Origin of the sequence: Aliiroseovarius crassostreae (assembly GCF_025137635.1) — a bacterium.
Taxonomy (GTDB): Bacteria; Pseudomonadota; Alphaproteobacteria; order Rhodobacterales; family Rhodobacteraceae; genus Aliiroseovarius; species Aliiroseovarius crassostreae.
The window spans coordinates 3,067,104-3,087,835 of record NZ_CP080772.1; the positions used below are offsets into that span (position 1 = coordinate 3,067,104).

At 61.0% G+C, this 20,732-nt stretch carries 20 protein-coding genes; 10 read left to right on the plus strand and 10 right to left on the minus strand.

The genetic code is table 11. The features are described 5' to 3' along the window. Positions 1 to 99: 99 nt before the first annotated feature. The 3 genes from K3J57_RS14700 (at position 100) to K3J57_RS14710 (ending at position 2,980) form a co-directional block, all read left to right on the plus strand. Positions 100 to 1,065 carry a DMT family transporter gene (locus K3J57_RS14700; protein ID WP_259785547.1) on the plus strand — a complete coding sequence of 322 codons (966 nt, stop codon included), beginning with the start codon at positions 100 to 102 and terminating at the stop codon, positions 1,063 to 1,065. A 159-nt stretch (positions 1,066 to 1,224) separates the two neighbouring features. Beyond that, entirely contained in the window at positions 1,225 to 2,325 is a 1,101-nt protein-coding gene (gene aroC / locus K3J57_RS14705) for a chorismate synthase (protein WP_259792844.1), read from the plus strand. Continuing rightward, positions 2,309 to 2,980: an HD domain-containing protein gene (locus tag K3J57_RS14710; RefSeq protein ID WP_259796490.1), complete on the plus strand. Its 672-nt coding sequence runs from the start codon at positions 2,309 to 2,311 to the stop codon at positions 2,978 to 2,980. The genes aroC and K3J57_RS14710 overlap by 17 nt, the downstream gene beginning before the upstream one ends. A 148-nt stretch (positions 2,981 to 3,128) precedes the next feature. Here the strand turns inward: K3J57_RS14710 and K3J57_RS14715 are convergent, their stop codons facing one another. From K3J57_RS14715 to K3J57_RS14740, 6 genes are all read right to left on the minus strand, one after another. Next, positions 3,129 to 4,034 (minus strand): DMT family transporter, encoded by a 906-nt coding sequence (locus K3J57_RS14715; RefSeq protein WP_259796492.1) that lies wholly within the window; start codon positions 4,032 to 4,034, stop codon positions 3,129 to 3,131. A 100-nt stretch (positions 4,035 to 4,134) separates the two neighbouring features. Next, positions 4,135 to 5,043: a DMT family transporter gene (locus K3J57_RS14720; RefSeq protein ID WP_259796496.1), complete on the minus strand. Its 909-nt coding sequence runs from the start codon at positions 5,041 to 5,043 to the stop codon at positions 4,135 to 4,137. A gap of 147 nt (positions 5,044 to 5,190) precedes the next feature. Beyond that, a complete protein-coding gene (locus K3J57_RS14725; RefSeq protein WP_055187272.1) occupies positions 5,191 to 5,478 on the minus strand; it encodes an HU family DNA-binding protein in 288 nt (95 codons plus the stop codon). A gap of 294 nt (positions 5,479 to 5,772) precedes the next feature. After that, entirely contained in the window at positions 5,773 to 7,251 is a 1,479-nt protein-coding gene (locus K3J57_RS14730) for an AMP nucleosidase (RefSeq protein ID WP_259774934.1), read from the minus strand. 9 nt (positions 7,252 to 7,260) lie between these two features. Beyond that, positions 7,261 to 9,084 carry an adenine deaminase gene (ade, locus tag K3J57_RS14735; protein WP_259792854.1) on the minus strand — a complete coding sequence of 608 codons (1,824 nt, stop codon included), beginning with the start codon at positions 9,082 to 9,084 and terminating at the stop codon, positions 7,261 to 7,263. A 79-nt stretch (positions 9,085 to 9,163) separates the two neighbouring features. Then, positions 9,164 to 10,078 carry a GlxA family transcriptional regulator gene (locus K3J57_RS14740; RefSeq protein ID WP_259785555.1) on the minus strand — a complete coding sequence of 305 codons (915 nt, stop codon included), beginning with the start codon at positions 10,076 to 10,078 and terminating at the stop codon, positions 9,164 to 9,166. A gap of 115 nt (positions 10,079 to 10,193) precedes the next feature. Between K3J57_RS14740 and K3J57_RS14745 the strand changes: the two genes are divergently transcribed. The 6 genes from K3J57_RS14745 to K3J57_RS14770 all read left to right on the plus strand — a co-directional run bounded on the left by K3J57_RS14745 (position 10,194) and on the right by K3J57_RS14770 (position 15,858). Then, positions 10,194 to 11,354, plus strand: a complete 1,161-nt coding sequence (locus tag K3J57_RS14745) for an acyl-CoA dehydrogenase family protein (RefSeq protein ID WP_259796499.1) — start codon at positions 10,194 to 10,196, stop codon at positions 11,352 to 11,354. Positions 11,355 to 11,381: 27 nt separating this feature from the next. After that, positions 11,382 to 11,687: an Rdx family protein gene (locus K3J57_RS14750; RefSeq protein ID WP_259785560.1), complete on the plus strand. Its 306-nt coding sequence runs from the start codon at positions 11,382 to 11,384 to the stop codon at positions 11,685 to 11,687. Positions 11,688 to 11,690: 3 nt separating this feature from the next. After that, entirely contained in the window at positions 11,691 to 11,948 is a 258-nt protein-coding gene (locus K3J57_RS14755; RefSeq protein ID WP_259785561.1) for a hypothetical protein, read from the plus strand. Further along, positions 11,945 to 13,969, plus strand: a complete 2,025-nt coding sequence (locus tag K3J57_RS14760; protein ID WP_259796502.1) for an acetate--CoA ligase family protein — start codon at positions 11,945 to 11,947, stop codon at positions 13,967 to 13,969. The genes K3J57_RS14755 and K3J57_RS14760 overlap by 4 nt, the downstream gene beginning before the upstream one ends. Then, positions 13,956 to 14,759, plus strand: coding sequence for a carnitinyl-CoA dehydratase (locus K3J57_RS14765; protein WP_259792865.1), 804 nt, complete (start codon positions 13,956 to 13,958; stop codon positions 14,757 to 14,759). The genes K3J57_RS14760 and K3J57_RS14765 overlap by 14 nt, the downstream gene beginning before the upstream one ends. Before the next feature lie 247 nt (positions 14,760 to 15,006). After that, complete coding sequence (locus K3J57_RS14770) at positions 15,007 to 15,858, plus strand: SDR family oxidoreductase (RefSeq protein ID WP_259796505.1); 852 nt, start codon at positions 15,007 to 15,009, stop codon at positions 15,856 to 15,858. Positions 15,859 to 16,015: 157 nt separating this feature from the next. Here K3J57_RS14770 and dxs read toward each other — a convergent pair whose 3' ends face one another. The 4 genes from dxs to K3J57_RS14790 are packed head-to-tail and all read right to left on the minus strand — an operon-like array spanning position 16,016 to position 20,042. Beyond that, the gene (dxs, locus tag K3J57_RS14775; protein ID WP_259796507.1) at positions 16,016 to 17,944 is read right to left on the minus strand and encodes a 1-deoxy-D-xylulose-5-phosphate synthase; all 1,929 of its coding nucleotides are present in this window, start codon (positions 17,942 to 17,944) and stop codon (positions 16,016 to 16,018) included. A 44-nt stretch (positions 17,945 to 17,988) separates the two neighbouring features. Beyond that, a complete protein-coding gene (locus K3J57_RS14780) occupies positions 17,989 to 18,855 on the minus strand; it encodes a polyprenyl synthetase family protein (RefSeq protein ID WP_259796509.1) in 867 nt (288 codons plus the stop codon). After that, a complete protein-coding gene (locus K3J57_RS14785) occupies positions 18,856 to 19,110 on the minus strand; it encodes an exodeoxyribonuclease VII small subunit (protein ID WP_055187282.1) in 255 nt (84 codons plus the stop codon). After that, the gene (locus tag K3J57_RS14790; RefSeq protein ID WP_259778453.1) at positions 19,107 to 20,042 is read right to left on the minus strand and encodes a histone deacetylase family protein; all 936 of its coding nucleotides are present in this window, start codon (positions 20,040 to 20,042) and stop codon (positions 19,107 to 19,109) included. Before K3J57_RS14790 ends, K3J57_RS14785 begins: the two co-directional genes overlap by 4 nt. 147 nt (positions 20,043 to 20,189) lie before the next feature. Here K3J57_RS14790 and K3J57_RS14795 point away from each other — a divergent pair, with 147 nt between their 5' ends. Beyond that, positions 20,190 to 20,729: a hypothetical protein gene (locus tag K3J57_RS14795; RefSeq protein WP_259796511.1), complete on the plus strand. Its 540-nt coding sequence runs from the start codon at positions 20,190 to 20,192 to the stop codon at positions 20,727 to 20,729. Positions 20,730 to 20,732 lie beyond the last annotated feature (3 nt).

Here is a 20,732-nt window from a genome sequence, read left to right on the forward strand (position 1 = left end):
TTTCGGCCGTGTCACCCCCCTTGTCCCCCCGTGCCCCTCTTGACCTGTCCCGCATATTGCGCGATGTGAGCGATAACATCACGCAATATGGAGAGGGGCATGCCCGCCACCCAACGCTCCCCGCTTGGCGGGCTCGGATACGCTTTTGCCGGTTTTGCCGTCTTTGCCACCCATGACGCGGTGATCAAGGCGCTTGGGATGAGCTATTCCGTGTTCCAGATCATCTTTTTCGCCATGCTGTTTGCCTTTGTGCCGATGGCCATGGTGATGCTGGCGGATCGGCAGGTGGATAATTTTCGCCCCAACCATCCCTGGCTGATCCTGTTGCGGGCGCTGTCTTCGGTGATTGCCATGGCGTCGGCGTTTTATGCGTTTACCGTCCTGCCCCTGGCTGAGGTCTATGCGCTGCTGTTTGCCACGCCGCTGTTGATCACCGCCCTGTCCGCCCTGCTGCTGGGAGAGCCGGTGCGCCTGCAGCGCTGGGCGGCGGTTCTGGTGGGGCTTGTGGGGGTGATCGTGGTGCTCCGGCCCGGCGTGACCGAGATATCCACCGGCCACATTGCAGCTTTGACCGCAGCCTGCATGTCGGCGCTGGGGTCGATCATCATGCGCCGGATCGGCGGGCAGGAGCGCACGGCGGTGATGATCCTTTACCCGATGCTGTCCTCAATCCTGTTCATGGGGGCGGCCTTGCCCTTTGTCTATGTCCCGATGGGGCTGTCCGACCTCGGGCTGTCGGCGTCGGTGGGGCTGATGTCGGTTGTTGCGCAATTCTGTCTGATTGCGGCCTATCGTGCGGCCCCTGCCGCGGTGGTGGCGCCGACGCAATACAGCCAGATCCTCTGGGCGACGGTGTTTGGCGCGGTCTTTTTTGCCGAGTTCCCGGATATCTGGGTCGGGGTCGGGGCAAGTATCGTGATCGGGTCGGGGGTGTTCATTGTCTGGCGTGAAAGCCGTCCAAAAGTGTCAGCCCGCAATCCGATCCTGCGCAATCCGAATATGCGCTATGATGCCGGGGTCAGCCCGAAGCCCAAACACCGTCGGCCAAAGGTGGAGGGGGAATAGGGGCGCTGCCCCTCGCCGCTGGGCGGCTCACCCCGGGATATTTGCTGCAAGAGGAAGAGGGCGCCGCTTTTTGCAACAGGCATCGTGCCCGGATGATCAAGCAATCTTTCCTTTCCCGCCCTGCCCCGCTATCAGGGGAGCAAGCAAAGGAGCGCGCCCATGTCGATGAACAGCTTTGGTCATGTTTTCCGTGTCACCACCTGGGGTGAAAGCCATGGGCCTGCGCTTGGGGCCACGGTGGATGGCTGCCCGCCGGGTGTGCCGCTTGAGGCCGGGATGCTGCAGGTCTGGCTGGACAAACGTCGTCCGGGACAGAACAAACATACGACGCAGCGCAATGAACCTGACCAGGTGCGCATTCTGTCCGGTGTTTATGACGGTAAGACCACCGGCACGCCGATCCAGTTGATGATCGAAAACACCGACCAGCGATCGAAGGATTATGGCGAGATTGAAAAGACATTTCGCCCCGGCCATGCGGATATCACCTATCATCAGAAATACGGCATTCGTGATCCGCGCGGCGGGGGGCGGTCCTCGGCGCGCGAAACCGCTGCGCGCGTGGCGGCTGGCGGGGTGGCGCGCGAGGCACTGAAGGCGCTGGTGCCAAGCATTGAGATCAAGGGATACATGACCCAGATGGGGGAGCTGCATCTGGACCGCGACAAGTTCGACTGGGATGCCATCGACGGCAATCCTTTCTGGCTGCCCGATGCAGACGCGGTGGCGGATTGGGAGAAATATCTGCTGCAGATCCGCAAGGACAATGACAGCGTTGGCGCCGCAGTTGAAGTGGTCGTGCGGGGCGCTCCTGCCGGGCTGGGCGCACCGGTTTACGGCAAGTTGGACACGGACCTGGCCGCCGCGATGATGTCGATCAATGCGGTGAAAGGTGTTGAGATCGGTGAAGGCATGGCCGCCGCCGCCCTGCGGGGCACCACCAATGCGGACGAGATCTTCATGGGGCCGGATGGGCCTGAATACAGCTCAAACCACGCGGGGGGCATCCTGGGCGGCATCTCTACCGGGCAGGACATTGTTGTGCGCTTTGCGGTGAAACCCACCAGTTCAATCCTCACCCCGCGCAAGTCGATCACCAAGACGGGGGAGCCGATCGAGGTAATCACCAAGGGCCGCCATGACCCCTGTGTGGGCATCCGTGCCGTGCCGGTTGGCGAAGCCATGGCCGCTTGCGTGGTGCTTGATCACCTGCTTCTCGATCGCGCGCAGACCGGGGGGCTGCGTGGCCCGATCGGCTGAAACCCTGCACGAGGCCCTTCGCGGCATCCTGTCCGACACCCTGACGGCAAATGGCCCAACCGATAGCGGGCATGACCTGGCCCATGCGGACCGGGTCTGGGCCAATGCGCAACAGATCGCAGCGGGGGAGCAACTGGCGCAACGTGACCAGCTGATGGCAGCCTGCTATCTGCATGACCTAGTGACCCTTCCCAAAAATGACCCGGAGCGCCACCGCGCCTCGACCTTGTCTGCCGCAGCGGCCGCCCCCTTGCTCATGGGGTTGGGTTTCTCGCCACAGGAGGTGGCAGCGATCTGTCACGCCATTGCCGCGCACTCCTTTTCCGCCGAGATCCCCTGTGAAACAGCTCTGGCCCGCGTGGTGCAGGATGCGGATCGAATAGAAAGCCTGGGCGCCATTGGTCTGGCGCGCTGTTTTGCCGTTTCCGGCGCGCTGGGGCGCCCGCTGTTTCACCCGATCGACCCGTTCGCAACAGATCGCACGCTGAACGACACCGCGTTCGCCCTGGATCATTTCGCCCAGAAACTTCTGAAACTGCCTGATCAGATGCAAACCGAAACCGGGCGCATCCTTGCCCGTCAACGCGCAGATTTATTGCGGCGCTTCTTGCAGGATTTGGCTCAAGAACTCGGACAGCCCGCGCCGACCTGGTAACGGCCCCCCTTCTTCTTGGCGACAATACTCCGGGGTGAGCACGCAGTGCGAGGGGCAGCGCCCCTTACGCTGTGGCCGCTGCCAGTTCCATGGCGCCAGTTTACGTGGCGGGACGGTTCAGGTGATGTCACGATGAGGCGGCGCTGAATCACGTCCGCGTGGGAGAATGTTGCGAAACTGAGGGGGCCGGGGGGTGTTGCTTTGACACCTGCACCATCAGGATGCCGATTGTGATGATGCTCACGCCAAGAATATCAAGCCAACCCAGCGCCTCGCCCAACAAGACCGCCGCGACAGCAACGCCAAAGAACGGGTTGAGAAAGTGGAACGTGGCGGCCTTGATCGCGCCAATCCGCGCCACCAGGGCAAACCAGACCAACGTGGCGAGAAGACCGGGCACCAGCACCGTGTAGCTGAAGGCCGCAAACAGGCGCAGGCTGGGCGTGAAACTGGGGGTTTCAAGGAAGGCCGCAAAGACAAAGAGCACAGCCGCCCCCACAAACATCTGCAGCCCGACAATCATCATCAGATTGCCCCCCGCACTGGCCTGACGCACCGAAAGCGTTGCCACGGTCAGCCCGGCCGCCGCGATGAAACAGAACCCGACACCCAGCAGATCCACCCCTCCCGACAGGCGTGCCCCCATGATCAGCGCCACCCCAACCACACCGGCCAAAAGACCAAGTGCCGCCATTGGCCGCAGCCGGTCCCCAAGCAATGTCCAGCCCGCAAAGGCCACCATCAGCGGCATGGTGGAGGCGATGATCGCGGCCAGAGAGGCCTCAACCCATTGCATCGCCACAAAGTTCAGCCCCAGATACAGCGCGTTCTGGCAGACCCCAAACACCAGCACCGCTTTCCATTGCGACCGGGACAGGCGCCAGTTCTGCCCCAGCGCCTTGGCAATCCCCACGCCAATCAGGCCGGATATGAAGAACCTGAGCGCAAGGGAATAGAGCGGGGGGGCGTCCGCCACGATGATCCGGGCAGAGGTGAAGGCCGACGACCACATGAGGGCAAACCCCAGCCCCATGAGAATTGCGCGAATGTCCATCTGCCGCTCCTGAAACGCCACGTTAGGTAATGGCACACACTAGGCGCCGACGGGGGGCGGTGGCAATGCGGGGTGAGGTTGAAATCCCTACCCTGTCAGGTCAGCTACGCTTAACTGAATGGCTGCGAAAGAGCCGCCCATCCGTGACCGCCAGACCCAGGGCAATCACCGCAAACCCGGCAAAAGCAGAGCCGGGCAGACGCTCGCCCAGAAATGCTGCGCCAAGCCCGATGGCAAAAGGTGGGATCAGAAGCGTGACCAGCATCAGGTTGGCGGCGCCCGCCCGCACCAGAATGGCGAAGTAGAGCACATAGGCCAGAGCGGTCGACAGGGCGGCCACCCCTATAAGTGCGCCCCATGTGGCGGGTTGCAAAGAGAGGTTTGGCATCCCATCCACAATCAGCACCAGAGGCAGCATCAGCACAACGGACCCGATCAACATGCCCGCGGCATTCATCAGGGGCGGTTGGCCTGCAAGGGTGGTTTTGCCCCAGACGCTGGCAAACGCATAAGAGAGCGCCGCGGCGATAATGGCGAGCTGGGCAAGGTTGCTGGGGTCCAGCCCGCTCAACACCCCCGGCCCCATGATCACCGCAACCCCCGCAAGACCAAGTGCTGCGCCCATCAGTTTATTGGGGGTCAGCGGCTCATCCTTCAGCAAGATCCCGGCCACCACCGCGCCGAACATCGCCGTGGTCCCGTTGAGGATCGAAGCCAGCCCGCTGTCAATCTGTTGCTGTCCCCAGAAAATCAGCGAAAAGGGAATGGCGTTGTTCAAGGCCCCCATGACCAGATAGGCGCCCCAGATGCGCGGCGCACGGGGCAGGGGAATGTGGCGAAGGCGCAAGATCACAAGTAGGATTGGCACCGCCCAGACCACCCGATGCAGGGTGATTGTCAGGGGGGGCAGCTCCCGCAGTGCGATCTCGGCAAAGAAAAACGACCCGCCCCAGACAGCAGCGAGGGTCACCAGCATCACGGCGGCAGGCAGATCAAAACGGTTTGGCATGGCAGGTCCTTTGCAACGGTCACCACCTTCGCAATTTTGCTGAGCGGATACGATCCGTTTCTTGCCCTTTTCGAAGCGGAGACAAAAAGAAAGGGCCGCCAGATGGCGACCCTTTCCAAATGTCTGGTCCATGAGACCGGTGAAGGCTTAGCCGTTCACGCTGTCTTTCAGAGCCTTGGCGATGGTCATTTTCACCACCTTGTCGGCTTCTTTTTGGATCTGCTCACCGGTGGCAGGGTTGCGCACGGTGCGGGCCGGACGCTCGCGGCAATAGATTTTGCCAACGCCCGGAAGGGTCACAGCGCCGCCGCCCGACACTTCTTTGGTGATGATGCCCACCATGGCGTCCAGAGCGGCGCCTGCGGTTTTCTTGTCAGCGCCCATTTCTTCAGCGAGAGCTGCAACCAGTTGGGTCTTGGTCATCGGTTTCGACATGTATTTACACTCCTCAATTGCCCATTACTTGGGCTTCATTGGGCGCATTTAACTGTATGTGACAGGGCGACACAACGATTTGTTGCAGGAAAAAAAGGGGAAATTCGCGGTTTTTTGGGTTTTTCCAGCTGGTCAAAGCTGAAGTTTTTTGTCTGGGGTCGGGTTTGGCCCTGCGGGTGTCGGATAAGCCTGCCGTGCAACCATTGCGAGCTTACGTAAGGGAAGCTGAGCGGGCGGGAGGGCCAATTTGCCAAACCTGCTCCGGCGTCAGGGCGGGTCGGAGGGCCGGAGGGTTTACAGGAAGGCGGTCTCCTCAAAACTGCGCAACTTCCGGCTGTGGATCCGTTCCAGCGGCATATCGCGCAGGATTTCCATCGCCCGGATGCCGATCAAAAGGTGCCGCCCAACCTGATCCTTGTAGAAATCCGAGGCCATACCGGGCAGTTTCAACTCACCATGCAGCGGTTTGTCCGACACACATAAAAGCGTGCCGTAGGGCACCCGGAACCGGAACCCGTTGGCGGCGATCGTGGCGCTTTCCATATCAAGGGCGATGGCGCGCGACTGGCTCAGGCGTTGCACCGGTCCGGTCTGGTCGCGCAGTTCCCAGTTGCGATTGTCCAGCGAGGCCACGGTGCCGGTGCGCATGATGCGTTTCAGCTCATACCCTTCCAGCTCGGTGATCCCCGCAACCGCCTGTTCCAGCGCGATCTGAATTTCCGCCAGCGGCGGGATCGGCACCCAGATCGGCAGGTCCGCATCCAGCACCTTATCTTCGCGCAGATAGGCATGGGCCAGCACGAAATCACCCAACCGCTGCGAGTTGCGCAGCCCTGCGCAATGACCCACCATCAGCCAGGCATGGGGGCGCAGCACCGCAATATGATCGGTGGCGGTTTTGGCATTGGAGGGGCCCACGCCGATATTGACCAGCGTGATCCCGGATCCGTCCGGCCGGGTCAGGTGATAGCTGGGCATCTGCGGCAGTTTCGCCGGCACCGGCAGGTCCTCTTCTGGCCCGGTGATCCGGTGATAGCCCGGCCCGACAAACCCGCTATAGCCGCTGTCAGGATCGGCCAGCATCTTGCGCGCATAGGCTTCGAACTCTTCCACGTAGAACTGGTAGTTTGTGAACAGCACATGGTTCTGGAAATCTTCCGGCAGCGTGGCGGTGTAATGGCTGAGCCGGGCCAGGGAATAGTCCACCCGCTGTGCGGTGAAAGGGGCCAGCGGGCCGGGTTGCCCCTCGTCACGATTTGCGACCCCGTTCACGATGTCATCATTGGTGGTGTTCAGGTCCGGCACGTCAAACACGTCGCGCAGCGGGTATTCCATCGCGCCTTCCTGCGGGACCGAGATGTCGGGGTTGCGGGCCACAGCGAAATGGACCGGGATCGGGGTGTTGGAATAGCCGATTTCCACGGGCTGGCCGTGATTGGTCATGACCAGCCGGATCTGCTGCTCCAGATAATGGGCAAACAGGTCTGGCCGGGTGATCGAGGAAGCATAGGTCCCCGGTGCTGAGACATGGCCGAAACTGAGCCGTGTGTCGCGCTGGGCATGGCTGGTCGTGGTCAGCCGGATCTCGGGATAGAAGGCGCGAAACCGGCTGGCAGGTTTGGTCCCCGTGGCGTTGTCCTCAAACGCCTGACACAGAAAGGCACAGGAGGCATCGTAAAGCTCGGTCAGCCGCTCCACCGCCTTGCTGGCATCGGTGAAGACTTCGTGCTCACCTGTTTCAGGGGTGATGACCGGGATGGTCAGGTCGCTCATCGGCATCTTTTATTCCTCAAACAATCCGGTCAGTTCAAACCGGTTCACATCCACCAACCCCAGGTCGGATATCCGAAGCTCGGGGATCACCACCAGCGCCAGAAAGGAATGCTGGATTGACGCGTTATTGAGCGTGCAGCCGCACGCCTCCATCGCCTTCACGATGCCCTGCGCCTTGACCGCGACCTCGGGCGCGGGGGCATCCGACATCAGTCCCGCCACCGGAAGCTCGACCAGCGCCAGTTCCTGCCCGTCCTTGTAAACGCACATGCCGCCGCCCACCTGGGCCAACCGATTGGCCGCAAGCGCCATATCGTGGCGCGAGGTGCCGACGACAATCATGTGGTGGCTGTCATGGGCCACGGTCGAGGCCATCGCCATCTGTCCCCGGTATCCGAACCCGTTCACAAACCCGTTTTGCACAACCCCTGTGCCCTTGTGCCGTTCCACCAGCGCGACCTGCGCCACATCCTGCACCTCGTCCGGTTCAACACGGCCGTTGATCACCGCAAGATCGCGGGTCAGCGCCTTGGTCGGCGCCTGGTTTTCCACAATCCCAATCACCTTGGCGGTGACCGAGTTCTTGCCCTCGGGGGCGTCCACCACAAAATCCGCTTCGGTGATGTCGCGGCCCAGATGCATTGTCGCTTTCGCATGATCCGGCCAGTCGAGATGCGGACAGTCCACCTTGATCTCTCCTGCCTCCGCCACCACCTGCCCGCGGGCGATCACCCGGTTGATCGGCAACTGGGTCAGGTCATCGGTAAATATCACATCCGCGCGCCGTCCGGGTGTAATAGAGCCTAATTCCCGCTCCAACCCGAAATGCGTCGCGGTGTTGATCGTTGCCATCTGCAGCGCCACAAGCGGATCACAGCCATAGCTGATTGCATAGCGCAGCGCGCGGTTCATATGGCCTTCCTCAACCAATGTGCCGGAATGGCAATCATCGGTGCAGAGGATGAAATTGCGTGGATCAAGCCCCTGTTCGGTCACGGCGGTAATCTGTTTTTCCACGTCAAACCACGCGGACCCCAGCCGCATCATCACCCGCATCCCCTGACGCGCCCGCGCAATGGCGTCCAGCTCACACGTGCCCTCGTGATCATCCGCCGGACCACCCGCCGCATAGGCGTGGAAATTGGGGCCCAGATCGGGGCTGGCGTAATGGCCGCCAATGGTTTTGCCCGCAGCCTGTGTCGCTGTCATTTCCGCCAGCATCTTGGGGTCGCTATTGATCACGCCGGGAAAGTTCATCATCTCCCCCAGCCCGATGATACCGGGCCAGCTCATCGCCTCACGCACATCCTCGGGGGTGATTTCAAACCCGGTGGTCTCAAGCCCGGGGGCTGAGGGCGCACAGCTGGGCATTTGCGTGTAGATATTGACCGGCTGCAACAGGGCCTCGTCATGCATCAAACGCACACCTTCCAGCCCCAGCACATTGGCGATCTCATGCGGGTCGACAAACATGGTGGTGGTGCCGTGGGGAATGACAGCGCGGGCAAATTCAGCCGGGGTCAGCATACCGCTTTCGATATGCATATGCCCGTCACACAGACCCGGTATCAGGTATTGGCCATCGGCCTCGATCACCTCGGTGCTGTCTCCAATACAATGTCCTGCATCGGGGCCAACATAGGCAAACCGCCCTGCCTTGATCGCAATGTCCCAGTTGAGCACTTCGCGCGTGTGCACATTCACCACCTGCCCACCGGTGATCACCATATCTGCAGGCGCCCGGCCTGCGGCCACCGCGATCAGGTCGGGGGCGCAGTCGGCCCAGGGTTTCAATTCAGGATGGCTGGAATTTTTCGTTGTTCTTTTCTCCATGAACCAATTGTCGACAAAAGCGATGTTAGCGCAACCCCAAATTTGGTGAAGCTTTTGTGACAAACGGGGCGGGCGGGCCTTAGCGATTGGATCTGATCTGACGTGGCGTGGTGCCGAACTCCGCCTTGAAGGCGCGTGTCATTGCCGATGCATCCTCATACCCGGCACGAATGGCCACTTCTGCAATTGGCAAATTCGTCTCTAACACAGCCTTTCGAGCCGAAATCAGCCGGATCCTGCGATAAATGGATGAGGGGCTTTCCCCCAGCTCCATGCGCATCCTCTGTTCCAACTCCCGTAACGAGCAGCCGGCGGTTCTGGCAATCACCGGCAGCGAAACAGGTGTTTCGATCGCCGCGCGCATGGCGGACAGCGCCCGGCCAACCACACGTGATTTTGCAAGAGGGGGCGCGACCGATGGCGCGGCCCCCGGTGCCATGAACAGCATCGCGACCTCAAGGCGAAGGGCCGGTCCGTGGCTGTCGCCGATGCGATCCAGCATGAGGTCAAATGCGGCCAATGCGCCTGTGCAGGTCAACCGCCCCCGGTCGCTGACATGACGGGCGCGGATGGCCTCCACGTCGGGAAAGCTTTCCTCGAACGCGGCCAGTTCTTCCCAGTGAATGGTCGCCTGGTAGCCGTTCAGCAGGCCCGCCTGTGCCAACAACCACGCCCCGGTGTCGAACCCCGCCATCACCGGATAGCGCCGCGCCGCCGCGGCCAATGCCCGCGAGACTTTAGGCGTGGCATGATGGCGAAAATCGTAAGAGGGCAGCGCCACCAACAGGGTGCCGCGCATATCCGCCAGCGCCCCTTGCACGCTGACCTCCATCTCAGAGGAAGAGCGCACCGCCTGCCCATCCACGGAGAGAAATCGCCAGGAATAGAGCCTTTTTCCGGCAAGAGTGTTTGCCGCACGCAGCGGTTCAACCGTGTTGGCAAGGCAAAGTGCCGAAAAGCGGTCAAACAAGAGCAGGTCCACAAATTCTACCATTTCGGCATACTTCCATCCAGTGCTGCATGATTAACGGGTGAAATCTTCCTAACGTCAATCCGAAAAGACGCAGGATCAGCGGCGGCCTCGCGCCGCCCTCAACAAAGGAACACCCATGCATTTCGGATTGTCGGAAGAACAGGAGATGATCGTCTCCACTGTTCGCAGCTTTGTGGAAAACGAGATTTATCCGCATGAGGCGGAGGTTGAGCGCACCGGGCAGGTGCCCCATGAGCTGGGCGAGGAGATCAAACGGAAATGCATTGATCTGGGGTTTTACGCCTGCAATTTCCCGGAAGAGGTTGGCGGGGCGGGTCTATCCCACCTTGAGTTCACCCTGGTGGAACGCGAATTGGGCCGGGGCTCCATGGCTCTGACCCATTTCTTTGGCCGCCCGCAGAACATTCTGATGGCGTGTAACCAGGAGCAGCGTGAACGGTATCTTCTTCCTGCTGTGCGCGGCGAACGCATGGATGCGCTGGCGATGACCGAACCGGATGCGGGGTCGGATGTGCGCGGCATGAAATGCCAGGCCGTGCGTGATGGTGGTGACTGGGTGGTGAACGGGTCGAAACACTTCATCTCAGGGGCGGAACACGCCGATTTCTTCATTGTCTTCATCGCAACCGGCGTGGATGAAACACCAAAAGGCCCGAAAAAGCGGATCACCACCTTCCTTGTGGACCGCGGCACGCCGGGTTTTGAGGTGCGTGATGGTTACAATTCGGTCAGCCACAAGGGCTACAAAAACTACATCCTGACCTTCGATGATTGCCGCCTTCCCGATGCGCAGGTGCTGGGCGAGGTGGATGGCGGTTTCGCGGTGATGAACGAATGGCTCTACGCCACCCGCCTGACGGTTGCGGCCTTCTGTGTGGGGCGTGCGCGGCGCTGCTTTGATCATGCGCTGGCCTACTCGGCGGAGCGCAAGCAATTTGGCCAGCCGATTGGCAAGTTTCAGGGCGTGGGGTTTCAGATCGCCGACATGATCACCGAAATCGACGCTGCGGATTGGCTGACCCTGTCCGCGGCCTGGCGCCTCGATCAGGGCCTGCCGTCGAACCGCGAGATCGCCTCGGCCAAGCTGTATGCGTCCGAGATGTTGGCGCGGGTCACCGACACCACGCTGCAGATCTTTGGCGGTATGGGCCTGATGGATGACTTCCCGATCGAACGGTTCTGGCGCGATGCGCGGGTTGAGCGCATCTGGGACGGGACAAGTGAGATACAGCGGCATATCATTTCCCGAGATCTGCTGCGCCCGCTCGGAGCTTGACGGGCGCCCCAAACAAGGAGACCCGATATGTCCAATCCCGCCAGAAAACCCGTCGTGACCATCACCTATTGCACCGGCTGTAACTGGCTGCTGCGTGCCGGGTGGCTGGGGCAGGAGCTTTTGCAGACCTTCTCAACCGACTTGGGCGGTGTAACGCTGATCCCCGGAGAGATGGGCGGTGTGTTCGAAGTGACGGTGGATGGCGCAGTGATCTGGGAGCGTAAACGTGATGGGGGCTTTCCCGAAGCGAAAGAGCTGAAGCAACGGGTGCGCGACCACGTCGCTCCTGAGCGTGACCTTGGACATATCGACAGAAACAGTGACGGTGCCTGACATGTGACCATCTTCCGGTGGCAGCTGCGGCGCAGAATTTTCTTGCCTTCGGCGAGGATATTTTCAGCAAGAGGAAGACACGAATTGTTAACCATGCTCTGCCATTCTGAAGATGCGGCACAGGCGGGGACGCCGATGGCCGTGCAAGGGGAAGAGACATTGATCTCTTCACAGGGGGTTCTGGATAAGTTCCCCCTTTTCCTCTTGCCGATAAATATCCTCGCCGAAGGCAAAAAGGCTGAAGGGGGAGGGGTGCAATGACACGCAACCTCTCTCGTTTGTTGCAACCCAAATCCATTGCGGTGATCGGCGGTGGAGCCTGGTGTTCGGCCATTTTGGACCAGTGCCACAAAATGGGATTTTCCGGTGAAATCTGGCGGGTTCACCCCAAAGGCGGGGATGGGGTCTATGCGCGGATCGAGGACCTTCCCCATCCACCTGATGCCGCTTTCATTGGCATCAATCGCTTCGCCACGATTGAAGCTGTCGCAGCCTTGTCCGCTATGAAGGCCGGTGGGGCGGTATGTTTCGCCAGTGGGTTTTCCGAAGCCTCGGCGGAGGATGCCGAGGGGGCAGGCCTTCAGAAAAAACTGCTATGTGCCGCAGGTGACATGCCGATTCTCGGTCCCAACTGCTATGGGTTTATCAATGCGTTGGATGGGGCGCTGTTGTGGCCAGACCAGCATGGGGCGGCTCGTGTGGAGCGGGGTGTGGCGATCCTGACCCAGAGTTCAAACATCTCGATCAACCTGACGATGCAAACCCGTGCCCTGCCGATTGCCTATATGGTTACGTGCGGGAACATGGCGCAGACCAGTCAGGCGCAGATAGCGGCCGCCCTGCTGGACGACCCGCGTGTCACGGCCATCGGGGTGCATGTTGAGGGGTTCGGGGATCTGACCCATTGGGAAAAGCTGGCAACCAAGGCGCGGGCCAGAGGTGTGCGAATTGTTGCGCTGAAGGTCGGGCGCTCTGATCAGGCGCAGGCGGCTACCATCTCTCATACCGCGTCTCTTGCGGGCGGGGATGTGGGCGCGCAGACCTTGCTTGATCGGCTGGGAATCGCCCGGCTGAACAGCCTGCCCGCGTTTCTTGAGACGCTGAAGCTTTTGCATGTTTGCGGTGGATTAGAGAATAATACCATTGCGTCGATCAGCTGTTCCGGGGGGGAGGCGAGCCTGGCTGCAGACGCGGCGTTTGGACGGGATGTGGTCTTCCCGCCGCTTAATCCCCGCCAGCGTCAGGACCTGGCCGAGGCGCTGGGGCCGATGGTGGCTCTTGCCAACCCGCTGGATTATCACACTTACATCTGGCGGGATCTGGAAAAAATGATCCAGGCCTGGTCGGCGCTGGTGGATCCGCAGATCGCGTTGACAATGGTGATACTGGATATTCCACGGGCAGATCGTTGTGATCCATCTGATTGGGATGTCGCCCTGAACGCTGCAATAGAGACGCATAGGCGGACTGGTGGCAGGGTGGCCGTTGTCGCGACCCTGCCGGAATTGCTGCCTGAAGCGGCCTCGCAACGGTTGCTGAAAGAGGGGGTGGTTCCGATGCATGGCCTGGAAGAGGCGATGTTTGCGGTTGAGGCGGCTTCACGACCGCTGCCTTCGGTCGCGGCCCCTTTGCTGTTGCCGGGGGCGGAGCGGGCGGGGGAGGTTGTGAGTGAGGCCGAAGCCAAGGCCCGCCTGTCTGCCCATGGTGTGGCTGTTCCCAAATCTGCACGTGGCCGTGACACGGACGCGCTTGCGGAGGTGGTTGGGTTTCCACTGGTCCTCAAGGGGGAAGGCATCGCCCATAAAACTGAAGCCGGTGCGGTGGCACTGGGGCTGAATTCTGCACAAGAAGTCTCTAATGCAGCCAAAAACATGCCTTGTGATACATTCCTCGCGGAAGAGATGATCGAAGGGACGGTTGTGGAGATCCTGGTTGGTGTGACCCGAGATCCCGCGCATGGTTTTGTGCTGACGCTTGCGGCTGGCGGTGTCCTGACCGAGGTGATGCAGGACAGTTGCAGCGTATTGATCCCGGCGGCCCGTGAGCGTGTAGAACAGGCTCTAAACCAGCTGAAAATAGCCAAAGTGATTGCTGGATATCGTGGCAAACCCGGTGCCAGCCTGACCGCAATACTTGATGCGGTGATGGCGGTTCAGGAGTATGTGGTCGCACATTCCGACCGGATTGAAGAAGTGGAAATCAACCCGCTCCTCTGTACGCCTGACAGGGCGGTGGCGGCGGATGCGCTTATCAAGGAGGTGCGTGTAGATGGCACAGTTTGAAGATTTAACCGAAGGGCCGATTAGGACGCGGCAAGAGGGGGCCGTGCTTGAGGTGACATTGGATCGCCCCAAGGCCAATGCGATCGACCTTGCGACCTCGCGCATCATGGGGGACGTGTTTGCAGGTTTTCGCGATGACCCGGATCTGCGGGTGGCGATTTTGCGGGCGGAGGGAGAGAAGTTCTTTTGCCCTGGTTGGGATCTGAAGGCTGCCGCCGAAGGTGATGCGGTTGATGGCGATTACGGCGTTGGTGGCTTTGGCGGGTTGCAGGAGCTGCGCGACATGAACAAGCCGGTGATCGTCGCGGTGAATGGGATCTGTTGCGGGGGGGGGCTCGAACTGGCCATATCGGGTGATATGATCCTGGCTGCCGAGAGCGCGACCTTTGCCCTGCCGGAAATCAGGTCCGGCACGGTGGCGGATGCCGCGTCAGTGAAACTTCCCAAACGCATCCCTTACCATATCGCGATGGAGCTTCTGTTGACCGGCCGATGGTTTGATGCGGATGAAGGGCATCGTTGGGGGTTGATCAATGAAGTTCTGCCAGCGGATCAATTGCTGGGTCGCGCCTGGGAGCTGGCCCGGCTGCTCGCCTCTGGCCCACCGCTGGTCTACGCCGCAATCAAGGAAGTTGTGCGGGATGCGGAGGACAGCAAGTTTCAGGATGCCATGAACCGGATCACTCAGCGCCAGCTTCGCACGGTGGATGTGCTTTACGGCAGTGAGGATCAGCTGGAGGGCGCGCGGGCCTTTGCGGAAAAACGGGATCCGGTCTGGAAGGGAAAATAGTCTCTAACCCGCATATTAGAGACTAAAATACCCGTTTTCTGGGCCTGTTTGCAGTGCCGGGTGTAAAGCGTCAGGTCATGGCATCTGGCGCGTGCCCCCTTTCCCTTACGCTCTCGCCTCGTTAAAGCGTAACCATGTTACGTTGAAGCAACGTGATGTGGTGACGCCGCGCAATATGTAGGGAGGGTGGGCGTTTCCAGTTATTGCTGTGATCCAACAATAACCGGAGACGCTTTCGATACGGGGCATGGAAAACGCATTGTTCATTTTCGGATATGGCTATTCGGCGCGGGCCTTGGCGCGTGTGCTGGAGCCGCAGGGATGGCGCGTGACGGGCACGTCGCGGGACGGGCAGGGGGGAACGATCCGCTGGCCCGGAGAAGACATTTCGGATGCGCTTGCCAGTGCGACACATTTGTTGATTTCCGCAGGCCCGGATGCGGAGGGTGACCCGGCTCTGCGCGGCGCAGGGGCAGAGATTATTGCCAATGCGTCACGGCTGAAATGGGTGGGTTACCTGTCGACCACGGGGGTATATGGCGACCATCAGGGCGGATGGGTGGACGAGGCGACGCCGCTGACCCCTGCAACCAGACGTGGCCAGATGCGGGTTGAGGCGGAAAGCGCCTGGCAAGAGGTGGCGCGGGAGCATGGTCTGCCGCTGCACATCTTCCGGCTGGCGGGGATCTATGGCCCCGGCCGCGGACCGTTTGCCAAGGTGCGCAATGGCACCGCCCGGCGGATCGTCAAGAAAAACCAGGTGTTTTCGCGCATCCATGTTGAGGATATCGCGCAGGTTCTGGCGGCGTCCATAGCCCATCCCAATCCGGGGGCAATCTATAATGTCTGTGATGATCTCGCGGCCCCACCTGAGGATGTTCTGGCCTATGCGGCGGAGTTGCTGGGCCTGCCCGTGCCAGCGCCGGAGGATTTTGAAACCGCTGACATGACCCCGATGGCGCGCAGTTTTTATGCGGAATCAAAACGGGTGCGCAATGATCGCATCAAGGAGGAGCTTGGGGTTGAGCTGCTTTACCCGGACTATCAGACGGGTCTGGCCGCGCTTTTGAAAGCGGAGGGGGCAGAGGGCGCGCTGTAAGGCACCGGTTTGTCAGGGGGGCGACAGGGTTTCGACGGAGGTTAGACAGAGGTTAGACGGGGGCGCTGCTTCGGCTTCAGTGGCGCTGCCCCCCGGCCTGATGATCCCATTCAGGGCTGTCTGGCCAATGGGGGTGCCAATGGAGTTTTGTGGGGAGTTACGCGCGTTTTGCGTCGATCCGCGCGATGCCCAGCACGTCAAGCACTTTGGCTTCGATATTCTGCGCAGACAGGCCTGCTTCTTCATACATGCGGGCCGGGGAGGCGTGGTCGATGAACGTGTCGGGCAGCACCATGGACCGGAATTTGAGGCCGGTGTCAAAGACCCCTTCTTCGGCGAGAAGCTGGGCCACATGGCTGCCAAAACCGCCCACGGCCCCTTCTTCGATGGTGATCAGCGCCTCGTGATCGGTTGCCAGTTGCAAGATCAGATCATGGTCCAGCGGTTTGGCAAAACGTGCATCCGCGATGGTGGGGGTGATGCCTTTGGCGGACAGGGATTCGGCGGCTTTGCGCACCTCTTCCAGCCGGGTTCCAAAGGACAGGAGCGCCACGCGGGCGCCTTGTTGGATCAACCGGCCTTTCCCGATTTCCAGCACCTCACCTTTCTCGGGCATTTCCACCCCCACACCTTCGCCCCGCGGATAGCGGAATGCGGAGGGGCGGTCGTTGATGGCATGGGCTGTGGCGACCATGTGCATCAGCTCGGCCTCGTCGGCGGCGGCCATCACCACCATGTCGGGCAGGTTGGCCATGAAGGCGATGTCGAAGCTGCCGGCATGGGTGGCCCCATCGGCGCCCACCAGGCCGGCGCGGTCGATGGCAAAGCGCACAGGCAGGCGTTGCACCGCCACATCATGCACGACCTGGTCATAACCGCGTTGCAGGAAGGTGGAATACATTGCGCAGAACGGTTTCAACCCGCCCGCCGCAAGCGCGGCTGCAAAGGTGACCCCATGCTGTTCGGCAATGCCCACGTCAAATGTGCGCGAGGGGTAGCGCTCGGCCATCAGGTTGAGCCCGGTCCCATCCGGCATTGCGGCGGTCACGGCGCAGACCTTGTCGTCCTCTCCTGCGAGATCCACCAGCGCCTTGCCAAAAACCGAAGTGTAGCTGGGCGCATTTGAAGGCGCCTTGTGCTGTTTGCCGGTGGGCACGTCAAACTTGGCGGTGGCATGTCCCCGGTCGCGGGCGTTTTCGGCGGGACCATAGCCCTTGCCCTTCTTGGTGATCACATGGATCAGCATCGGCCCGGTGGCGCGGTCATGCACGGTGCGCAGGATCGACAGCAGGCTGTCCATGTCATGGCCATCAATTGGACCGACATAGGAAAAGCCCAGCTCTTCAAACAGGGTGCCGCCCACGGTCATGGTCTTGACCATTTCCTTGGCGCGACGTGCCCCTTCCTGGAAGGGTTCGGGCAGCAGGCTCACGGCACCTTTGGCGGCGGCGCGCAGCTCCTGGAACGGCTCCCCGGCGTAAAGGCGTGAGAGGTAGGAGGACAGCGCGCCCACCGGCGGGGCAATCGACATTTCATTGTCGTTGAGAATCACGAACATGCGCCGGTCCAGATGACCCGCATTGTTCATCGCCTCAAACGCCATGCCGGCCGACATCGACCCGTCACCGATCACCGCAATTGCGTCACCGATCCCGTGTTCAGGAGCTCCCCCCAGATCACGGGCCACCGCAAAACCGAGTGCGGCAGAGATCGAGGTAGAGCTGTGCCCGGCGCCAAACGGGTCAAACGGGCTTTCCGACCGTTTGGTAAAGCCAGACAAACCGCCTTCGCTGCGCAAGGTGCGGATCCGGTCGCGCCGTCCGGTCAGGATCTTGTGCGGGTAACATTGATGCCCCACATCCCAGATCAGCCGGTCACGGGGCGTATCAAAGACCGCATGCAGCGCTACGGAGAGTTCAACCACCCCCAGACCGGCCCCCAGATGCCCCCCGGTTTCCGAGACCGCGGAAATGGTTTCCGCCCGCACCTCGTCCGCCAGTTGGCGCAGCTCGCGATCCGACAGGGATTTCATGTCGGCGGGCCGCGCGATGCGGTCGAGGATCGGGGTCTGCGGGCGCTGGGTCATGGTGCTGCCTTGGGCCTTGCGTGTAAATTCGAGCGGCGGGTTGCCTACCTGTCGCGTTGGATAACGAAACGGGCGGCTTCTCGCAAGGTATCCGCCTTGTCACCATAGGGTGACAGCGCGTCACAGGCATCGTTGACAAGCGAGGTTGCGCGGGTCTTTGCCGCCTCAAGCCCGAGAAGGGACACAAACGTGGCCTTGCCCGCATCCGCGTCCTTGCCCACGGCCTTGCCGACGGCGCTAGCGCAGCCTTCGACATCCAGCACATCGTCCCATATCTGAAAGGCCAAACCCAAGGCGGTGGCGTAGTCGGTCATTGGCTTGGTGTCGGCCCCTGCCAAAATGGCCCCTGCCTCGGCGGACCAGCAAATAAGCGCCCCTGTTTTTCCGGCCTGCAGATGGGTGATTTCATCCAGCGTGAGCGGCGTCGGAGCGGTTTCCGCCGCAATATCCAGCGCCTGACCATGCACCATCCCCAATTGTCCGGCGGCAACCGAGAGCGAGCGGATCAGCGGAATGCGCGCATCGCCATTGTCGCCTGCGACGGCCCCATGGGTCAAAAGCTCAAACGCGAGGGTCTGAAGCGCGTCGCCCACCAGAACCGCCGTCGCTTCGTCCCATTTCCTGTGCACTGTGGGAAGGCCCCGGCGCAGATCATCATCATCCATGCAGGGCATGTCATCATGGACCAGAGAATAGGCATGCACCGCCTCGATCGCGGCGGCCGCCCAGACCGAACGGTCATCCGGCACCCCATGCAGATGGGCGCTTTCCATCACCAGAAAACCGCGCAACCCTTTGCCGCCACCGGTGGCGTATTTCATCGGCTCGGCCAGTGCGCCCTTGTTGCTGATCTCGCCATGCAGACAGCTCCGCGCGGCCCGCGACGTGGCCTCTAGACGGAAGAGAAACATTTACGCCCCTTCAACCGGGGTCAGCCCGGCAGGGGCACCATTGGCATCCAGCGTGATCGCGGCCACTTTTTCTTCGGCTTCCTTGAGCTTGGTTTCGCAACGCGCCTTCAGCTCAGCCCCGCGTTCATAAAGCGCGATGGAGGCGTCCAGCGCCACATCCCCGCGTTCAAGCTGGCTGACCACGCCTTCCAGCTCGCGCATCGCTTCTTCGAAACTCATCTCTGCCACAGGTTTCATTCCCGAGGTGTCGCTCATCTGCCGCGCTCCATCATCACGTCAATATAGGCGCTGACACTTTCACCCAGCGCGTCGAGATCATAGCCCCCTTCCAGCGAAGACACCACCCGGCCCGCGCAGGTTTCATCCGCCAGATCGCAGATCCGGCGCGCAAGCCAGGCAAAGTCATCAGTGGACCAGTTCAGCCCGGCCAGCGGATCGGCCCGGTGGGCGTCAAACCCCGCTGAGACAAGGATCAGCTCGGGCTGATAACGGCGAAGGGCGGTGTCGATCACCCGGTCCCATGTGGCGCGCATTTTCACGCCGCCGGACCCGCTTTCAAGTGGCTTGTTCAGGATCTGGCCGTGCGCCCCCTGTTCGTTGCGGCCCCCGGATCCGGGGTAAAGCGGCATCTGGTGGCTGGATACGAACAGCACCCGGTCTTCGTTCCACAGGACATCCTGTGTGCCATTGCCGTGATGCACGTCGAAATCCAGAACGGCGATACGTGAAAGCCCGTGTGTGTCCGCCGCATAGCGCGCTGCGATGCCGATGGTCGAGAACAGGCAGAACCCCATCGGTGTTTCGGTTTCTGCGTGGTGGCCGGGCGGGCGGCAGGCAACAAAGGCGTTTTGAGCCTCTCCCCCGATCACCGCATCAACCGCCGCCAGATTGCCACCAATCGCGCGCATTGCTGCCTCCAGCGAGCCGGGGGCCAGAAAGGTATCGCCGTCAAGCTGCGCCCACCCCTCCTGCGGTTCCGCCGCCGCGATCCGCTCATAATGCGCGCGCGGGTGACACAGCTCGACCATGTCTGGTGTCGCCATCGGGGCGTCGCGCCGGTCAAGCATGTCATATTGCGGGGCCGACAGGGCGCTCTCAATTGCCGCAAGTCGCGCCACCTGCTCCGGATGGCCGGGGGGCGTGACATGATCATGGCATCGGGGGTGGGTGTAGAAAACTGTTGTCATAATAAGACGCTAATGCGTTTTGGGCTAAACTGGAAACACATGTTTGTTTCGAAATGCCCATGACATTGATATCTCTTTCGACGCTTTCCCACCTCAGGTTGACGTCGAAACGCTTTTAAAGCGTCCCGCATTCTCAAGGAGATTTTCATGCGTGTTCTTTTCCCATTGCTTCTGGTTGCCACCCCCGCCTTTGCCGAAGATCCGTTTCCGCTCCATATCAAGGGGGATTTCACCGGAGATGGCGTGGCTGACAGTGCCGAGATCACCGAGCCTGAAATGGGTGAAGGGACACTTCACCTGACCCTTAGCAATGGCCCACCGGTTGTCCGGCCAAATCTGGTCTGGATCGGTGGGATCGGGCAGGAACCATGGCTGGATATCACCCCGGCGGGGTCGCTGGAGGTCATCTCCCAAAACAGTTCAATCGGTCGCAATCGATGGGAACAGACATTGACGCTTGCGTTTCGAAATGGGCAGATGCGGGTGGCTGGCTATTCCTTTTTCTGGCGTGACACATTGAACCTCGACGATATCGGGTTTTGTGATCTGAACCTGCTGACCGGAAAGGGAATGATCCATCTTGGCCAGGACGAAAACCCCACGGCCATTCGCGTGACAACCAAAGCGGTGCCGATTGCAGACTGGCCCGCGGAGATGCCCACCGAATGTGCAGAGCGTTACAACTGATCC

Bases quoted from the DNA above. Each gene is read 5' to 3' on its own strand.
- K3J57_RS14700 (WP_259785547.1), top strand. From the start codon at position 100: ATGCCCGCCACCCAACGCTCCCCGCTTGGCGGGCTCGGATACGCTTTT.
- aroC (WP_259792844.1), top strand. From the start codon at position 1,225: ATGTCGATGAACAGCTTTGGTCATGTTTTCCGTGTCACCACCTGGGGT.
- K3J57_RS14715 (WP_259796492.1), bottom strand. From the start codon at position 4,034: ATGGACATTCGCGCAATTCTCATGGGGCTGGGGTTTGCCCTCATGTGG.
- K3J57_RS14720 (WP_259796496.1), bottom strand. From the start codon at position 5,043: ATGCCAAACCGTTTTGATCTGCCTGCCGCCGTGATGCTGGTGACCCTC.
- K3J57_RS14725 (WP_055187272.1), bottom strand. From the start codon at position 5,478: ATGTCGAAACCGATGACCAAGACCCAACTGGTTGCAGCTCTCGCTGAA.
- K3J57_RS14730 (WP_259774934.1), bottom strand. From the start codon at position 7,251: ATGAGCGACCTGACCATCCCGGTCATCACCCCTGAAACAGGTGAGCAC.
- ade (WP_259792854.1), bottom strand. From the start codon at position 9,084: ATGGAGAAAAGAACAACGAAAAATTCCAGCCATCCTGAATTGAAACCC.
- K3J57_RS14740 (WP_259785555.1), bottom strand. From the start codon at position 10,078: ATGGTAGAATTTGTGGACCTGCTCTTGTTTGACCGCTTTTCGGCACTT.
- K3J57_RS14745 (WP_259796499.1), top strand. From the start codon at position 10,194: ATGCATTTCGGATTGTCGGAAGAACAGGAGATGATCGTCTCCACTGTT.
- K3J57_RS14750 (WP_259785560.1), top strand. From the start codon at position 11,382: ATGTCCAATCCCGCCAGAAAACCCGTCGTGACCATCACCTATTGCACC.
- K3J57_RS14760 (WP_259796502.1), top strand. From the start codon at position 11,945: ATGACACGCAACCTCTCTCGTTTGTTGCAACCCAAATCCATTGCGGTG.
- K3J57_RS14765 (WP_259792865.1), top strand. From the start codon at position 13,956: ATGGCACAGTTTGAAGATTTAACCGAAGGGCCGATTAGGACGCGGCAA.
- K3J57_RS14770 (WP_259796505.1), top strand. From the start codon at position 15,007: ATGGAAAACGCATTGTTCATTTTCGGATATGGCTATTCGGCGCGGGCC.
- dxs (WP_259796507.1), bottom strand. From the start codon at position 17,944: ATGACCCAGCGCCCGCAGACCCCGATCCTCGACCGCATCGCGCGGCCC.
- K3J57_RS14780 (WP_259796509.1), bottom strand. From the start codon at position 18,855: ATGTTTCTCTTCCGTCTAGAGGCCACGTCGCGGGCCGCGCGGAGCTGT.
- K3J57_RS14785 (WP_055187282.1), bottom strand. From the start codon at position 19,110: ATGAGCGACACCTCGGGAATGAAACCTGTGGCAGAGATGAGTTTCGAA.
- K3J57_RS14790 (WP_259778453.1), bottom strand. From the start codon at position 20,042: ATGACAACAGTTTTCTACACCCACCCCCGATGCCATGATCATGTCACG.
- K3J57_RS14795 (WP_259796511.1), top strand. From the start codon at position 20,190: ATGCGTGTTCTTTTCCCATTGCTTCTGGTTGCCACCCCCGCCTTTGCC.